At 57.4% G+C, this 16,524-nt stretch carries 11 protein-coding genes; 1 reads left to right on the top strand and 10 read right to left on the bottom strand.

From position 1 onward, the window contains the following. Positions 1 to 10 precede the first annotated feature (10 nt). Genes PVT68_RS03865 through PVT68_RS03875 form a run of 3 tightly spaced genes read right to left on the bottom strand, consistent with a single transcriptional unit; the run spans position 11 to position 4,595 of the window. The gene (locus tag PVT68_RS03865; RefSeq protein WP_280321303.1) at positions 11 to 1,183 is read right to left on the bottom strand and encodes an acyl-CoA dehydrogenase family protein; all 1,173 of its coding nucleotides are present in this window, start codon (positions 1,181 to 1,183) and stop codon (positions 11 to 13) included. Between the two features lie 10 nt (positions 1,184 to 1,193). Then, a complete protein-coding gene (locus tag PVT68_RS03870; protein WP_280321304.1) occupies positions 1,194 to 3,347 on the bottom strand; it encodes a 3-hydroxyacyl-CoA dehydrogenase NAD-binding domain-containing protein in 2,154 nt (717 codons plus the stop codon). Between the two features lie 39 nt (positions 3,348 to 3,386). Next, entirely contained in the window at positions 3,387 to 4,595 is a 1,209-nt protein-coding gene (locus PVT68_RS03875; RefSeq protein WP_280321305.1) for an acetyl-CoA C-acetyltransferase, read from the bottom strand. Positions 4,596 to 4,764: 169 nt separating this feature from the next. On the opposite strand from PVT68_RS03875, the gene PVT68_RS03880 reads away from it, so the two are divergent. Beyond that, positions 4,765 to 5,769 carry an AraC family transcriptional regulator gene (locus tag PVT68_RS03880; RefSeq protein ID WP_280321306.1) on the top strand — a complete coding sequence of 335 codons (1,005 nt, stop codon included), beginning with the start codon at positions 4,765 to 4,767 and terminating at the stop codon, positions 5,767 to 5,769. A 78-nt stretch (positions 5,770 to 5,847) separates the two neighbouring features. On the opposite strand, the gene roxA is transcribed toward PVT68_RS03880, so the two are convergent. The 7 genes from roxA to PVT68_RS03915 all read right to left on the bottom strand — a co-directional run bounded on the left by roxA (position 5,848) and on the right by PVT68_RS03915 (position 16,363). Continuing rightward, on the bottom strand, positions 5,848 to 7,887 hold the full coding sequence (roxA, locus tag PVT68_RS03885) for a rubber dioxygenase RoxA (protein ID WP_280321307.1): 2,040 nt from the start codon (positions 7,885 to 7,887) through the stop codon (positions 5,848 to 5,850). A 217-nt stretch (positions 7,888 to 8,104) separates the two neighbouring features. Continuing rightward, positions 8,105 to 8,575 carry a DUF4334 domain-containing protein gene (locus PVT68_RS03890; protein ID WP_280321308.1) on the bottom strand — a complete coding sequence of 157 codons (471 nt, stop codon included), beginning with the start codon at positions 8,573 to 8,575 and terminating at the stop codon, positions 8,105 to 8,107. 9 nt (positions 8,576 to 8,584) lie between these two features. Next, positions 8,585 to 9,691, bottom strand: coding sequence for an NAD(P)-dependent alcohol dehydrogenase (locus PVT68_RS03895; protein WP_280321309.1), 1,107 nt, complete (start codon positions 9,689 to 9,691; stop codon positions 8,585 to 8,587). A 28-nt stretch (positions 9,692 to 9,719) separates the two neighbouring features. Further along, on the bottom strand, positions 9,720 to 11,414 hold the full coding sequence (locus PVT68_RS03900) for an AMP-binding protein (RefSeq protein WP_280321310.1): 1,695 nt from the start codon (positions 11,412 to 11,414) through the stop codon (positions 9,720 to 9,722). A 122-nt stretch (positions 11,415 to 11,536) separates the two neighbouring features. Next, entirely contained in the window at positions 11,537 to 12,679 is a 1,143-nt protein-coding gene (locus PVT68_RS03905) for an acyl-CoA dehydrogenase family protein (RefSeq protein WP_280321311.1), read from the bottom strand. 44 nt (positions 12,680 to 12,723) lie between these two features. Next, positions 12,724 to 13,938 (bottom strand): phosphotransferase family protein, encoded by a 1,215-nt coding sequence (locus PVT68_RS03910; protein ID WP_280321312.1) that lies wholly within the window; start codon positions 13,936 to 13,938, stop codon positions 12,724 to 12,726. Positions 13,939 to 14,029: 91 nt separating this feature from the next. Further along, complete coding sequence (locus PVT68_RS03915) at positions 14,030 to 16,363, bottom strand: TonB-dependent receptor (protein WP_280321313.1); 2,334 nt, start codon at positions 16,361 to 16,363, stop codon at positions 14,030 to 14,032. Between the last annotated feature and the right edge of the window lie 161 nt (positions 16,364 to 16,524).

Raw genomic sequence — 16,524 nt, forward strand, 5'->3', positions numbered from 1 at the left:
CCCGGAGTTTTTAAAGTCTGTCGACAAAAGGTTTGAAATCCTGCTGGAGGAAATCCCGGCTGATCAGTATTTTCATCACCTCGGAAGTTCCAGCATAAATACGCGTAACACGAGCATCGGTATACATTCTGGAGATGGGGTACTCATCCATATAGCCGGAGCCGCCGTGCAGCTGCACGCCCTCATCCACCACCTTGCACAACAACTCACTGGTAACCAGTTTCGCCTTGGCTGCATCCACTGCGGTCAGAGCTCCCTCATTCACCGCGGCCACGCACTGGTCGATATACACCTGCTGCATATCCAGCTCCGCGCGCAATTCCGCCAGCTTGAACTGGGAGTTCTGGAAGTCCGCCAGTGAGCGGCCGAACATCTTGCGCTCACGCACAAACTCCAGGGTCAGGTCGAACGCCTTCTGCGCCGCAGCGATAAACTCCGTAGCGGCGATCAGACGCTCCTCCGCCAGTGCCTCCATCAAATGGGAAAACCCGCGAGTGGGATCACCCAACACGTTCGCTTTCGGGATGCGCACATTGTTGAAAAACAACTCGGCGGTGTCCTGGGCCTTTTTGCCCATTTTTTTCAGGTTGCGGCCGCGTTCGAATCCCTCCATACCCCGTTCCACCAGAAACAGCCCGATCTGGCGGGGGTTGTTTACCGGGTCGGTTTTTGCCGCGACGATCACCAGGTCGGCATTGATGCCGTTGGAGATAAACGTCTTGCTGCCGTTCAGCAGGAAGTGATCCCCCTGATCAATTGCCGTGGCGCGCATGCCGGCAAGGTCGCTGCCCGCATCCGGCTCGGTCATGGCGATGGCGAGAATGGTATCGCCGCGCACACACTCCGGCAGGAAACGCTGCAACTGCGCCTCGGTTCCGAAACGCTTCAGGTAAGGCCCAACCAACCGACTGTGCAAGGTGGTATACCAGTCGCCGGTGAGGGCGTACTGGTTTTCCTCGATGATGATCTGCTCAAAGCGGAAATCATCATCCCCGAGACCACCGTATTGCTCTTCCGGCCACACCATCAGGAAGCCCATTTCCCCCGCCTTGCGGAAGGCCTGGCGGTCAACGATGCCTGCCTCCCGCCAGCTTTCCATGTACGGCACGATTTCCTCGTGCAGGAACTTGCGGTAGGCATCGCGGAACATCACCTGTTCTTCGGTGAAATTTCTCTTCAGCATACCTGTGCCCTCAGCGGAAGGTTTGTCCCTTGGCCAGGGTGTCGGCAACGATCTGCGGTGGCAGGAAACGATCGCCGTACTGCGCCGCAAGCGCGTGCGCACGGTCGATAAATTTCTGCAGGCCGTAGGTGTTCACGAACTGGATAAAACCACCGGTCCAGCTCGGGGCGCCGATACCCAGCAGCGATCCCACGTTGCCATCGGCCACACTGCGCAGTACGCCTTCCTGCAGGCACTTGAGACTTTCGATCACCTGACGGAACAGCAACCGGTCCTTGATATCGTCCGCAGGCATGTCCACGTCCGGGTTGAAATAGAGTTCGTAGAGCTTCGGCCAAACCTGCTTGCTGCCATCGGCGGCGTACTCGTAGTAACCGCCACCGTGATAGCGGCCACCACGGCCGAACTCACTGATCAAACGCTCGCACACCTCGATATTGCAGCTGTTATCACCCTTGCTACCGAGCACACCCATGGCGCGGTGGGTTTCCGCCGCCTTGCGGGTCAGCTCCTGGCTCACTTCATCCTGGATAGTCAGTGGACCCACCGGCATACCCACCTGCTTGCCCATGGCATCGATCAGGACCGGGTCTACCCCTTCCACCAGCAGTCGCGCGCCCTCATCGAGGAAGGTACTGAATACGCGGGAGGTAAAGAAACCGAGGGAATCGTTGACCACGATCGGCGTCTTGCGAATCTGTTGCGCGTAGTCAAAGGCCTTGGCCAGGGTCTCATCGCTGGTCTGGTTGCCGCAGATGATTTCGATCAGCGGCATCTTGTCGACCGGCGAGAAAAAGTGGATGCCGATAAAGTTTTCCGGCTTCTTGCTGACTTCCGCGAGCTGGCTGATCGGCAGCGTCGAGGTATTGGAGCCGAACACGCCGCCCGCGGCGAGGAAGGGCTCCGCCTCCTGGGTAACCTTTGCCTTGAGTTCGATATTCTCGAACACGGCTTCCACGATCAGGTCACAACCCTGCAGATCCTCGTAATTGCCAGTAGCCTTGATCAGGTTCAGCAGCCGTTGCTTTTCCTCTTCGGTCGCGCGACCGCGTTCGATCTGCTTGTCCAGTAACCTGGCGGAGTACGCCTTGCCTTTTTCTGCGGCTTCGACGCTGATGTCTTTCAACACCACTTCAATACCGCTCGCCGCTGAGGCGTAGGCAATGCCCTGCCCCATCATGCCCGCGCCGAGAATGCCGACCTTTTTCACCGACGTTTTCTCGATACCCTTGGGACGACTGGCGCCGCTCTTGACGCTGTTCATCTGGAAAAAGCCAGTGGTGATCAGGTTCACCGCCTGGGGTGTGGTAATCAGATACGCGAGGGCACGGGATTCGTAGCGCAGCGCGGTGTCGATATCCACGGTAACCGCCTGTGCTGCGACATCGAGAATTTTTTCCGGGGCGGGCAGCAGGCCGCGGGTTTTCTTGAACAGCATGGCCGGCGCGCTGGACAGGATGGCACCCACCTTCGGGCTCCAGATATCACCGCCGGGCACCTTGTGACCTTTCTGGTCCCAGGGTTGCACCGCTGCCTGCGGATTTTGCGCGATCCATTTTTTCGCCGCGGAAACCAGGTCTTCGGTCACTTCGATAAGTTCGTCGACCAGGCCAGCCTGCAGCGCCTCACGCGCTTTCATATGCCGGCCTTCCAGCAGGATCGGCAGCGCCTTTTCCAGCCCGAGCATATGGATGGAGCGCACCACGCCGCCGCCACCGGGCAGCAATCCCAGCGTCACTTCCGGAAGGCCGATGGAGACCTTGGGCGAGCTCCAGGCAATGCGATGGTTGCAAGCCAGGCAGATTTCCAGTCCGCCCCCCAGCGCCGCGCCATTGATTGCCGCAACCACCGGCACCGGCAGTTTTTCCAGACGGCGCAGCGGCGCCTTCACACCAGACTCGATCATTGCAAACTGTTCGGGCTCACCGCCCGGCGCCACACTGGACAATGCCTTGAGGTCGCCACCGGCGAAGAAAGTACTTTTCGCTGAGGCCAGCACCACGCCGGTCAGGCCTTCTTCTTTTTCGAGGCGGTCCAGGGTTTCCGCCATCCCTGCGCGGTACTGTTCATTCATGGCATTGACCGGGCCATCCATATCCATGGTGACGGTCACGATACCGTTGCTGTCTTTGTCGTAGATAAATCCGTTGTATTTGTCAGCCATTGCTCTCACCGTTTCAAATTTGTTAATAGTCGTTCGCCGTTACACGCGCTCGATAATGGTGGCGATGCCCTGGCCGCCGCCCACACAGAGTGCAACCAGACCCCGTTTGAGATTGCGTCTTTCCAGCTCGTCGAGCATGGTGCCGACCAGCATGGCGCCGGTGGCGCCCAACGGGTGCCCCATGGCAATGGCGCCACCGTTGACGTTGGTGATTTCGTGAGAGATATCCAGGTCCTTCATGAATCGCAGCGCCACCGCGGCAAAGGCTTCATTGATTTCGAACAGATCAATATCGCGGGTGGTCATCCCGGCTTTCGCCAGCGCCTTTTTCGCCGCCGGACCGGGGCCGATCAGCATGATGGTGGGATCTGTGGCCAGTACCGCGGTGGCGACAATATGGCCACGGGGTGTCAGCCCCAAATCCTTACCAATTTTCTCGTTGCCGATCAGCACCGCGGATGCGCCATCAACGATGCCAGAGGAATTTCCCGGAGTGTGCACGTGATTGATGGCCGGCAGGCGCGGGTATTTACGCAACATCAGGTCGTCAAAACCGATACCGCCCATACCGGCAAATGAAGGTTTCAGCTGGCCGAGAATTTCCAGTGTGGTACTGGGTTTGATGAATTCATCTTTGGCGAGAATTGTCATGCCATTCAGGTCTTTTACCGGCACCACTGAGCGGTCGAAATAACCCTCACTCTGTGCCTTTGCCGCGCGCTGTTGTGAAGCCAGCGCGTAGCGGTCTATTGCCTCACGATCCCAACCTTCAATAGTGGCAATGGTGTCCGCACCGATGCCCTGAGGTACAGCTCCATCGTGCACGTTCACTTCCGGGTCGATAAGCCAGGCACCACCGGCAACACCCATAGGCACTCGCGACATGGATTCCACACCACCGGCCACGACCAGGTCTTCCCAACCGGAGGCAATTTTCATTGCGGCAATATTTACCGCTTCCAGTCCGGAAGCGCAGAAACGGTCCAGCTGCACGCCGGCAACACTTTCATCCCAGTCGGCGAACTGCACGATGGTCTTGGCAATATCGCCGCCCTGCTCGCCCACCGGAGAAACACATCCCATGACCACGTCGTCTACCCGACTGGTATCCAGGTCAAAGCGGTTCTGCAATTCCCGCAGCAGACCGGCACCCAGAGCAACCGGTTTTACCTCATGCAGGGAGCCGTCTTTTTTTCCTTTGCCCCGCGGAGTGCGAATGGCGTCGTAGATATAGGCGGTATGTGTCATCGCGGATTCCTGTTATTCCCAATATGTTTTACAAATCGAAATATGAACCTTTTATGCATTATGGTGTGCGAAAACCCGGTCCAACAAGAACATACCGCCCCATAAATTGACATTTTGTTCCCGGCGCGCAAAATGCATTTAGCGGTATAAAAATAAATACGAGGCGCAGATGCAGGACTTTTCCATCCCGGTTTCATTTCTACACGCAGTGTTACGCTACGCCCCAGAACATGGCCTGAGCGCAGAAAAGTTGTTACAGCGCTGTGGTATCCCTCCGAAAATCCTGCAGGACGAAACTGCGCGTGTGAGTGCACGACAATATGCGGATTTGCAGACCCTGGCGATGCGGGAAATGGGGGATGAAATTCTCGGTTATACCCAGCCACCGATGAAACTGGGCACCGGTGCAGCGCTGTCACACTGGATGATCCATACCCGCAATCTCGGCCAGGCACTCAAACGCTACTGTCATTTTTACGGCATGATTGAACGCGGTCTGAAACCCCAATTGCTTCTGACTGGGGATATTGCACAGTTGCGATTTTCGCTGTGGGACGACCAGCGACAGCCCGAGCCTTACGCGTTTGAGATGGTCATGTTTGGTCTGCACCGATTTGCGTCCTGGCTCACCCGCCACAACCTGCGCATCAACCAGGTCACGCTTAACTATCCCGCGCCGGACCACGCCCGCGAATACCGGGCCATTTTTCTCGGTGCTCCCATTGCGTTTTCGACCGAGCATTGCGAATTGCAATTTCGGCGCGACCTTTTACAAAAACCCATTCGCCAGACACAGGATACCCTCGACGAATTTCTCCGAAATCCCCAGCGCAATCTTCTGCTCGGCAACTACAACCTGCAAAGCTGGATCGGCAGAACCCGTTCGGTACTCCGTCAGAATATGATTGAAATGCCCACGCTTGTGGATGTCGCCGAAACTCTAGGTACCAGCCCGAAACGGCTGCGACAGCAACTCGGAGATGAAGGCATCCGCTACGGTGAACTCAAGGAACAGCTGCGCCGCGACGTTGCCATGCAACACCTTGCGGACGGTGAAATGTCGGTAGAACAGGTGGCGTTTCTCACCGGCTTTGCCGAATCCGCGACCTTTATCCGGGCATTCAGAAAATGGACAGGATATACGCCGCACGCTTACCGCAAAAAATATTATTAAAAAAGGCCGCCCCAAGAGCGAGCGGCCAAGTCCACATTAACAACCGTCGAGTGGTGGTGACATCATCGGTGTATGAAATTAAAGCGTTTTCATATACTCAATCAGCGCGTAGCGTTCTTCATCGCTGAGGGACTGGGTGAACTCATGTCCCTGGTTGCCCATGCCGTACAGATAACTGTTGAAGATCATGCGCGATTTGATCTGCTTGTCGGTAATTGGCGGCGGAGACTGGTAAGCCAGTGAATTGAACTCCGCCACCTTGTTGGCGACGCTGGCAAACAGGATATCCGACGTCGCCATATCGTTGGTACAGGGCAGGTAGGGCGACGTCAGCAGGTTATTACTGCACTCCAGCGCCTCGTACTTCCACCCCAGTTTGCTCCAGTCAAACGCGGCAAAACTCATATCCAGGCCGCGATTCTTGCCAAAAGTCCCCGCAGCTGTCTGCTGGCGCTTCCAGATCCGTGCTCGATCCGATGGTTTGAGTACACCCCACAGATCCGGAACACTGCCATTGTGGAAGAAGGGTGCATTGCCCCATACGCCATACAGCGGCGGCGCGATATAGCCGAAGGGCTCTATCCACTCATTCGGACCTACCGGAGAAAATACCGGCCCCTCACCGCGGTCGTAGGCCGAACGCGGTACCCGGTTCAGCTCACTCACCACCAGGCTGTCCACAAATCCGGTGTGATCCGGGCTGAGATCGTTGTACGCAAGGAAAGAGGTATTCCAGGCTCGACGTTTTTTCTCGTCCGCCATCAGGTTTGCACGCTGGGGATCGGTGCCAATGGTTTCCAGCGGAGTGATTACCCCAGCGATACCTTTGAGACGCGGATCGGGCAGATAGTTGGTATCGGCAGCGTGACGCGGCGAGTAAACACCGTGACAGCTGGCACAGGAGCCATTTCCTGCGGCCTTGGGGATATCCGCGTTTGCGCCATCGGCCCACAGGTCGCGCTCGTGGAAAATGACAGCGCCCTGCTCTGCCAGCGCCGTGTCGATCGCCTTGGGATAGGTGGGCGGTGACATGGCAATTAGGAAGTTGTCGATATCTTCAAATTCCGGGGTCAACGCGCGTCGCTCTGCGGCATTGCGGGTGAGATTCGCCACACCAAATGCCATTTCCGAGCGCACGTTGTCCGAAGTCAGGGCACCATCCCAGAACTGGCGGGTTTTGAACGCGCGGTGATACCAGTGCGGCGCCTTGGTCTGACCGCCCGCATGGCTGGGGAAATATTCCAGGAGGCTTGGAGCCAGCATCATGGTGTCCATATCGAACAGGGCCGGCAGATAATCAATAATGCCAATCGCATCGGTATTGCCGCGGTTTACACTCCAGGGAATGGGAGCCAGCTGCAGGGGCAGTGTGAACACGTTGGCCCGGAACAGATCAGACTGAATCAGGCCGGCATCGATGGCGTCATTGGCGCGGCCCCAGTGGAAATAGGATTCGCTATCGCCGCCGATTTTGGAGTCGTGGCAGCCGGAGCAGGAGGACGCAATCATGCCAGTGTACCGGCCGTCTTCGTCCTTTACCTGAACCAGCCCCATGGGCAGCTGGCCGCTGCCTCCATTGGTCCACTTGGGGTTTTCCCAAGGATAGGGATAAGGGTTGTCGAAAGGCGCTTTGGTTAAACCGTAGCGCTTGATGACCTGCTCATCGAAATCCGATGGCCGCAGCAGATAGCCCCAGGTCTTGTACAGATTGAAATAAGCTTCCGAAGTACTGAAAAACTGGAAGTAATCGCGGCGCTCAAGGTTTTCCTTACCGCGGGCAACACTCGCGCGGAATTCGCCACAGGTGGTAGGGTTCGGCGGCAGCTTTTCCGGGTCCTGAATAAACGGGGCCGGCGGGTTGTGCAGATCCACCCAGTAGGCATTGAACTGTACGGCGGAACTCGGGTTATTTACTCCCGCCACCACCAGTGTTCGTGGATCGACTGGCATCGGGGAACTATCTGGCTGATCTTCACAGCCCGCAATAAGTGGGGAGCGGATCGATTGCTGATCCAGCAGTGGCAATTCTTCACTGACAGCGGCATTGGCCAAAACCAACCCCGAAACTGCCAGCAAAACTGCGGGCAAGCCGAAACCCTTCGTTTTCTGACGAATCATCGGAATAACTCCAAAAGTTGTTATCTTTATGCTTTTGGATGCACTAGTGCTTAACACCGAATGCAGCATCTCACCATCGTGATTGACGATAGGGAAGCCGATGATTTTTTACTTCGTCTGAATGGATGAATTTCTAAAGATTTGGCGCTCCTGTTTGCATTACAGAGACGCCGTGGCACTGAATTTGTGAAAAGTTTTTGACGTGGCGAGAACCGTGTCACGCGTTCAGGCGAGTGAGAAAAAATACCAGCGGGCGCTGGTTTCCTTTCTGATCCATCACGCCCATCACCAGGTCCTCGGTGACCTTGCGAAAGTGATCGAATACCGGACTTTTGTCATAGATCATGGTCGCAGTGGCAACACCTCGAAATACCACCTCCCGCAGTGACGCAGTGCCGAGCACATCATTGACCACGCGCTCACCCGCGTCATTCAGGCTGATGATGGGATTAACATCATCGGCACTGCTAAAACGCTTACCGTGCCATGCCATCGTCTTCAGTTGTTTTTCCACAGGATGATTTTGGCTCAGAATACCGCCGGTCCAGTCACCCAACATCCGCTGCGCGGGTATCGCTGGCAAACTGTCGAAAAATTCGAACAGCTGCTCGTCGGCAGCCGCACTCTGTTTCAGGTTCTGGAATTCAGTGAGCAGATAGTTGTCATCGGTTTCCATTACAGTGTCCACATAACCTCCTCAGTACGTATTTTCGTCTGACATCATCAGTACCGGCTTGATTACCGCTCCGCTGGAGAGATCGACAAGGGCCCGGTTGATACTGCTAAAGGGATAGGTGCGCACCAGCTTGTCCAACGGCAACCGGCCAGCGCGAAAATATTCGATCATCCGCGGAATAAAGGTTTTCGGATTCGCATCCCCTTCCACGGTTCCACGCAGGGTGCGACCGCCAAACACGAGTTCACGTGGTGGGATAGACAGGTTGCGCCCCGCGGGGCTTACACCCGCACACACCAGCTGACCGCGCTGCGCCAGCGCGCGGAATGCCGTCTCTATTACCGGAATGCTGCCAGTGGCATCCACCGCGCCATTCAGCAGACCGTACTTTTTCAACGCGGAAGCGAGATCTATGTCCCGGCTGACAATGGCTGCAGTAGCGCCCAGCGCCAGCGCGAGCTCGGTGCGCGCGGGATTCAGGTCCACGGCAATAATTTCCCGACAGCCGACAATGGCCGCGGCCATAACCGCCGCGAGCCCAACGGTGCCGCAGCCGAAAATCGCTACTCGATCCGCCCTGTCCGGCTGCAATACATTCAATACCGCGGACATCCCGGTCTGTACGCCACAGGCCAGAGGTGCCATCAGCTCCGGGGGCAAATCCTGATCCAGCCGCACCATATTGTGCGTATTCGCAATCGTATGGGTGGCGAAGGAAGACTGGGCGAAGTAGTGACTGGTAATCGGCGCTCTGCCCAACGACATGGGCGCACTGCCGTCCATTCGGCGACCGGCAAAATTCATCGCCAGTGCCGAACTGCAATAGGCCGGCGCCGCCTCGCGACAGGCGCGACAGCCACCGCAAGCGCCGAAGCTCATCAACACCCGGTCGCCGGGAGCGAGTCCGGTAACACCCTCCCCCAGCGCCTCGACTATGCCTACACCTTCGTGCCCCAACACCGCGGGCAGCGGCGTGCCCAACTGCCCGCCCATGGCAAGCAGATCGGTGTGACAGATGCCGCAGGCCTCCAGCCGCACCCGCACTTCGGATCGCGCGGGCGCGGACAGCTCACAGGTTTCGATATCGACGATGGCGCCGGGGCGGGCTATCGCAGCCTGAATCTTCATAAGGGCACCTGAAAACCGACAATCCATTTCAACCTTCCCAAATGATTTTCTGATTCTGCGCGCGCCACTGATCGGCGAACTTCATATAGCGCTCTTCGATTTCGTTGCGTTTCAGTTTCATGGTTGGGGTCAGCAGGCCGCTTTCGATGGTCCAGGGTTCCTTGACAATCACCACGTAATTGAGGCGCTCGTGATCTTCCAGTTGCTGATTGATTTCATCCAGATGCGAGGAAAATTCCTGCACGAAACGATGCTTGTCTTCCGCGCTTGACGGGTTCAGTGCGCCCGGCGAGAGTACTGCCAGAGCAAAGGGTTGCGGCTGCCCCGGACCGGTTGCACAGATCACCTCGATACCCGGGTGTGCACCCAGCATATTTTCGATCGGCACCGGCGCAACATATTTACCCTTGCTGGTTTTGAACAGATCCTTGGTGCGGCCGGTAATCCGCAGCCGGCCTTTGTCATCCAGTTCGCCGCGATCCCCGGTGCGGAGGAAGCCGTCTTCCGTCATACAGGCCCGCGATTCCTCGGGCATCTTGTAATAACCCATCATCTGCCCGGGGCTTTTCACCAACACCTCGCCAGAATCGTCGATGCGGCACTCCACGCCGTCCAGCGGTGTGCCCACATAGCCGGGACGCACTTCGCCAATACGCGCCGCGTGGGACGCAGCACAGTTTTCCGTCATGCCAAAGACCTCCAGCAGATCCAACCCGAGCTTGCGGTACCAGCGGATGATATCCGCCGACAGCGGCGCCGCGCCGGTAAGGCCTACCTGAACACTATCGAGTCCCAACTCCTGCAGGATTTTCTTTTTCATTTTCGATGACAGGAACGGAATGGCAAACAGTATTTTTTGCTTCGCCGGTGGGATTTTGGCGTTGACGGCCTGATAGAACTTGGTCCATAACCGCGGCACAGAGAAAAAGCGTGTGGGGCGCGCCCGTTTCAGGTCGACGGGAAAAGTCTCTAGACTATCGTTGAAAAATAACTGGAAACCAAAAAGCAGCGAGGGGATTTCAACCGCGACCCGCTCGGCCACATGGGCCAGAGGCAGATAGGACAGCATGCGGTCGTTGCCATCGGGCAACCACAAACTCACCGAACAGCCCGCCGGTGCCGTCAGCGAGCGGAAATTGTGCATCACGCCCTTGGGGCGCCCTGTGGTACCGGAGGTATAGATAATGGTGGCCAGCGCTTCGCGTCCGCGCAGCACCACGTTCTGCAACGGCTCAAAATCCCGCTGCAGCTGATCCCAGTGAACGGAATTTTCTGCGCGCAATTTGGGAGACATGGGCAGACCTACAAGAGGGAGGCTCTGCGGCAAAACCGGAGCCAGCTCATTCCAGCCATCGCTCACCCCATCGAGGCGGCCGACAAACAATAGCCTGGCTTCACTGTGCTCCAGTACATAGGTACAGGCATCGGCACCGAGGGTCGGATACAGCGGCACCGGCACATGTCCGGCCATCCAGATGGCGAGGTCGGCAATAATCCAGTGGGCGCTGTTTTTTCCCACCAGCGCGATATTACTGCCCTCTGGCAGGTCGAGTGAATTGAGGTAAGCGGCACCGCGCCGCGCCTGATCCGCTACCTGGCCCCAGGTATAGCTTTCCACTTCGCCGCCGGCGAGGGGTTGGGTAAGGTAGACCTTGTCAGGCTGTTCCTTTTCCCAGCGCAGGACATATTCCAGTGGTTCGGCGAATTCAACGATCCGGCTCATAGTAGGACCCACCTTCTCTCATTATCTTATTGTTTTGAATCACGCTAATGGCGCTCCCGGAGTCTGTCAATCAGACCTTGTAGCCAGGCATGCGCCATTCTGTGACCGACAGACAGCTTTCCTTACAAACTGCGTGCGATCAGCTCCTTCATAATCTCGTTGGTGCCGCCGTAAATACGCCCAGCGCGGGAGTCGATATAGGCTTTAGCAATGGCGTACTCAAGCATATAGCCGTAGCCGCCGTGGAGCTGAACGCCTTCATCCACGACCCGGCACAGCAATTCCGAGGTCCACAATTTGGCGGCGGCGGCGGCTTCCGGGGCAAGTTTGTTTTCCAGTACTTCTTCGATACAGCGGTCGACGAATACCTGACCGATCTCGATCTCGGTTTTCATCTCCGCCAGTTTGAAGCGGGTATTCTGGTAATTGGCCACCGGCTGTCCGAATACCTTGCGATCGCGGGTGTAATTCAGAGTGTTATGCAATGCAGCGCGCGCGCTGCTGACCGACAGGATCGCAATGATCAGACGCTCCCAGGAGAGCTCGCGCATCAGCTGGATAAAGCCCCGCCCTTCCACTTCACCCAACAGGTTGGACTGGGGAACACGCACATTTTCAAAATAGAGTTCGCAGGTATCCTGCGCTTTCATGCCGACTTTTTTCAGCGGCTGTGCCTTGCTGAAGCCGGCGCGGTCTGCCTCCACCAGAATCAATGAGGTGTCTTTGGAGCCCTCTCCGCTGTTTCCGGTTTTCGCCACGACCACCACGATATCCGCGAGATAACCGTTGGTGATGAAAATCTTGGAGCCATTGATGACATAGTCATCTCCGTCTTTTTCCGCGCGGCAGGTGATCGCCTGCAGATCGGAGCCGGTACCCGGCTCGCTCATGGCAACGGCACCGACCGCTTCGCCGGAGGCCATGCGCGGCAGCCACCGCTGCTTCTGTGCCTCGGTGCCGAAGTTGTAGATGTAATTGGCCACGATATCCGAGTGCACGGTAAAGCCTGGGCCGGTGGCGCCGACGTAACTCTGCTCTTCCATCAACACTGTGCTGTAAATACGGTCGCCACCCATACCGCCGTACTCTTCTGGAATGGTCATGCACAGCAAGCCGAGTTCACCGGCGCGGTACCAGAGTTCCCTGTCCACATGCTGCTGCTCTTCCCAGCGCTCGTGGTGAGGCATTACTTCGGTTTCCAGAAACCGTTTGACCATGCGGCGAAATTCTTCGTGCTCGGGCTGGAACAGGGTTCTCGGGATCATGCTGGCTCCTTACTGCGTCGATCTTGCTTCGGCGTTAATTATTTTCACGCAATCACATTGCGTCGTTGCTGCATCAGCGACATGGCATCCCAATCGAAGATGGCCATGCAGTTTCTGCGGATGCGTTTGATCAGTTCTCCGTTCTGCGCGAGATTTTCCTGCAGGAAGCCACTGGCACAGATATTGAAAATCAGCGGGCCGAACAGATTGAAGCGATAATCTTCACAGGCCTCGCGGAACGGATACTGGGATCCACTCTGTTCGAATACCCGGCAATAGCGTTGTAACAGGGCCGCTTCGCTATTGTTGCGGGCCACATAGGAAAGGTCGTTGGAGAGCACGCTGGCCACGTCGTACATGGGATTGCGCACGCCTGCGAGCTTCCAGCTGAGCAGACTGCCGCGGCAGGTGCCGCCGTCTCGTTGAAACAACACATTTTCCAGGCGCGCATCGCCATGGCTCAGGGTGAGGATATGGCGCTCATAGCGGTGCCAGTCCGCCACGTAATCGGCAAATTTTTCCACGAGGGCAAAATGCCCCGGTGTCAGCCAGCCGCCGTAAACAGCGCGCAGCGCTTCCACCCCCACGCGGTAGCGATGGGCAATAAAGCGGGCGCTGTCCCGCTGGCGCAACTGCCATTGGGGAGCGGACGCCGGCGACGTGCGTACAAAACAACCGTGCAATTGTGCCAGCTCCTGCAACACCGCCTCGTGTTCCGGCAGGTGCTCATCCGGGCTCTCATCTACCGCATAGCTTTCACCGCCGCAATCTTCCAACAACAGATTGAAATGCTGGCCATCGGCAGCGGCGAACAACAAGCCCGGGACCCGGCAGGCGTAGTGGCTGTTCAGCTCCTGATAGGCGGAGGCTTCGCGGGTGAAGGAATGGCGAATAAATTCCTCCCACTGCGGACTCGGCAGTGGACGGGAAAACTTGGCGAGGATGGTCGCAGGTCCTACTGAGCAGCTGTCGGCATATCCCAGATGCAACCGTACAAGTATGTCGAAGTCATTCGCAGACACCGGTTCGCAGGTAAATCCCACAACCGCTGGCCATGCCGGATTGTGCAAACGCAGGGCGGTATTCAACCAGGATTCGGTCAACGCCTGCGGCGATGCCAGTGCCGCAACGCCGGATGCCAATTTGCACGCGTTGAAGTCCCCCGATCGATCCGCGAGAGGAAAAAGCACACCATTTTCCCTCTGCCGCGGCCGCTCGCCCGGATCCTTCTCGACCTTTGTGGTCAGTATCTGGCTCATGACTTCACCTGACTCAAATTCTTCTCGATTCACTCCTGTGTTCAACCGCGGCAACCCTGCACCGCGGCCGTACACTTACCCACACTGCGGATCAGAAAGATCCGCGCAGGGTAACGCCGTAGGTGAGTGGCGCGGATACATAACCGTTGGCATCATTTCCCTGAAGCGGAGAATTGAAATGCTGGGTTACGTAGCGCTCGTCGGTACAGTTCTGACACCAGGCGGCCAGCGTCCAGCCCGAGGACTCAGAACGCACGCCGATATTGGCTGCCACTTCGCCCTGGTTATCGCGCATCAGGTCGTTGGAGGTGTTGGTGTACAGGTCGGTGGAGTAGTTGATGCCCACGCGGCCGAACAGGCTGAAGGCGCCGGACAGCGGCTGGTCCACGCTCAACGCCAGGTTGCCCGCCCACTCAGGAGCGTGGGCAAATTCCCGCTCCGCCAGAGATCCCAGTACCGGGTCGCTGCCGAAGCTGGCGTCGGCAATATGGGTAACGTCGAAGTTGAGGCTGAAAGCATCACTTAGCAAAAACTGGTTTTCGACTTCGACACCGTAAGCAGTGGCTTCCGGTGCATTGTCGATGGTGAACTGGGTTCCAATAAACTGCGCGATCTGCAGGTCGCTCATCTCGTTATAGAACACTGCGACGTTGGTACGTGCGCGGCCGCCGGCGTATTCACTCTTCAGACCCAGCTCGTAGCCATCCACAAATTCGGATTTGTAGGTAGGATCCAACGGTACGGCGCCGGGCACTTCAGCGGGGTTGTTGGCGAGGGTACCGGCAGCGGTGTTATCGATGTTCACCCCGCCCGCCTTGTAGCCGCGGCTGTAGGAGGCGTAGGCCATCATGGCGTTATCGATCTGGTAGCGGGCCGCGAGGGTGCCGCTCACTGCGCTGTCTTTAAAAGTATCGTCGTATTCCGGCCCTGGCTGTACGCCGAGCAGGCGAAAGACAGCCGTAGGGGCAGGGGAGAAATAGTTGCGCACCATCGCTCCTGCCTTTTCATCCTTGGAGTAGCGCGCACCGACGGTCAGACCGAATTTTTCGGTCACATCCAGATTCCAGTGGGTGAAGACAGCATAGGTGGTACTATCCGCCGGCATATCGATGTTGCTCCAGATACCCGTGCTGGCGTCAGCGTAGCCCGCTGGAATTCCGGCAGCACCGAGGTAGACATCGAAGTAGGCCTGGGCCTGGTCACCCCAACCCAGTTCGTGGTGTGCCGCAATATCTTCCTTGGCATAGTAGATACCGGCCACATAGTCGGCGCCGGCAAAGGGACCGAAGCTGTCGATCACGCCGTTCAGGGTGAATTCCTGAGAGAGCATTTCCGTGTTCAGGGATTCATTGATGATCAGGATATTTCCGCCGGTAAAGTCCGCGTCCATATTCCACTGGGAGATGCTCCAGTCGCGATAGCCGGTCACCGAGTTGACGGTCTGGCCGGAGGCAAGCTCCCACTGCAGTTTGAGCACTGCGCCCTTGTCGGTGATGTTCTGGTCGGTGTCACCACTCAGCACCTGCTCGTAATCGTCGAAATCTGCCGACGGTGCTTCGAGGCCACGAGCGGGAATCAGCACGTTGCTGATAAACGGCTGCATGGGGCCGTCTACCACATCCATCTGGCCGTAACAGCAGTTGTTGCTTTCATCGGACCAGTCGGCGATCAACTGCGCGGAGAAGGTTTCCGACGGTTCGTAAAGGAATTGCGCTTTCAGCGCACGTGGAGAGCGCTCGTTGTAGTTGCCCCCGTTGGGATCTTTGATGTAGCCATCCTGCTGCCCCCAGAGCCCGGCGATGCGCACGGCGAAATCGTCGGTCACTGGCATGTTGGCTGCGCCGCGCACCATCTGGCGGCCGTAGTTGCCGGCGGTTACTTCGTAGTCCAGCTCCGATGCATCGGTGCTGGGCGCCACGCTGTTGAGGATCAGCGCACCGGCGGAGGTATTCTTGCCAAACAGCGTGCCCTGCGGGCCGCGCAGGACCTCCAGGCCGCCGATATCCAGCCAGTTCTGCATGGCCTGGCCGGCGCGAGTACGGTATACGCCGTCGACGAAGACACCTACAGCACCCTCAAACGCGCGACTGTTACCCACGGTTCCGATACCGCGAATCATGATGTTGGCACTGTTGGCGGCACTGTTGGTGACATCAAACTTGATGCTCGAGGAGATCTGCTGAATGTTCGCGATACTGTCCACCTGGGCCATCGCCAGATCTTCGGCGGTAGCGGCGGTCACCGCCACCGGAATGTCCTGCATACTCTCGGCACGCCGCTGGGCAGTTACTACGACTTCCTCCAGCTGACGCCCCGCTCCGTCCTGCGCCATGACCGGCACTGCAGCAGCAATAGCGGTAGCCAGGGCACTGGCCCGAAACACGGGATTGCTGGAAATACGGTTTGGTTTGCTATTCATCGCCATGGGAGACATCTCCTCGTTATCTTTATTGATATGGCGGCGCTGATACGGCTTGGCCGCGCCTTATCCTCACACTGGGCTCAGTTTTTATTGGACTGGTTGCAGTATGCGAAGGCGATAACAAAAAAAACTCGTCCATTCCGATGAAATTTCACCCCCTTTTC

It is taken from the genome of Microbulbifer bruguierae, assembly GCF_029869925.1.
Lineage (GTDB): Bacteria > Pseudomonadota > Gammaproteobacteria > Pseudomonadales > Cellvibrionaceae > Microbulbifer > Microbulbifer bruguierae.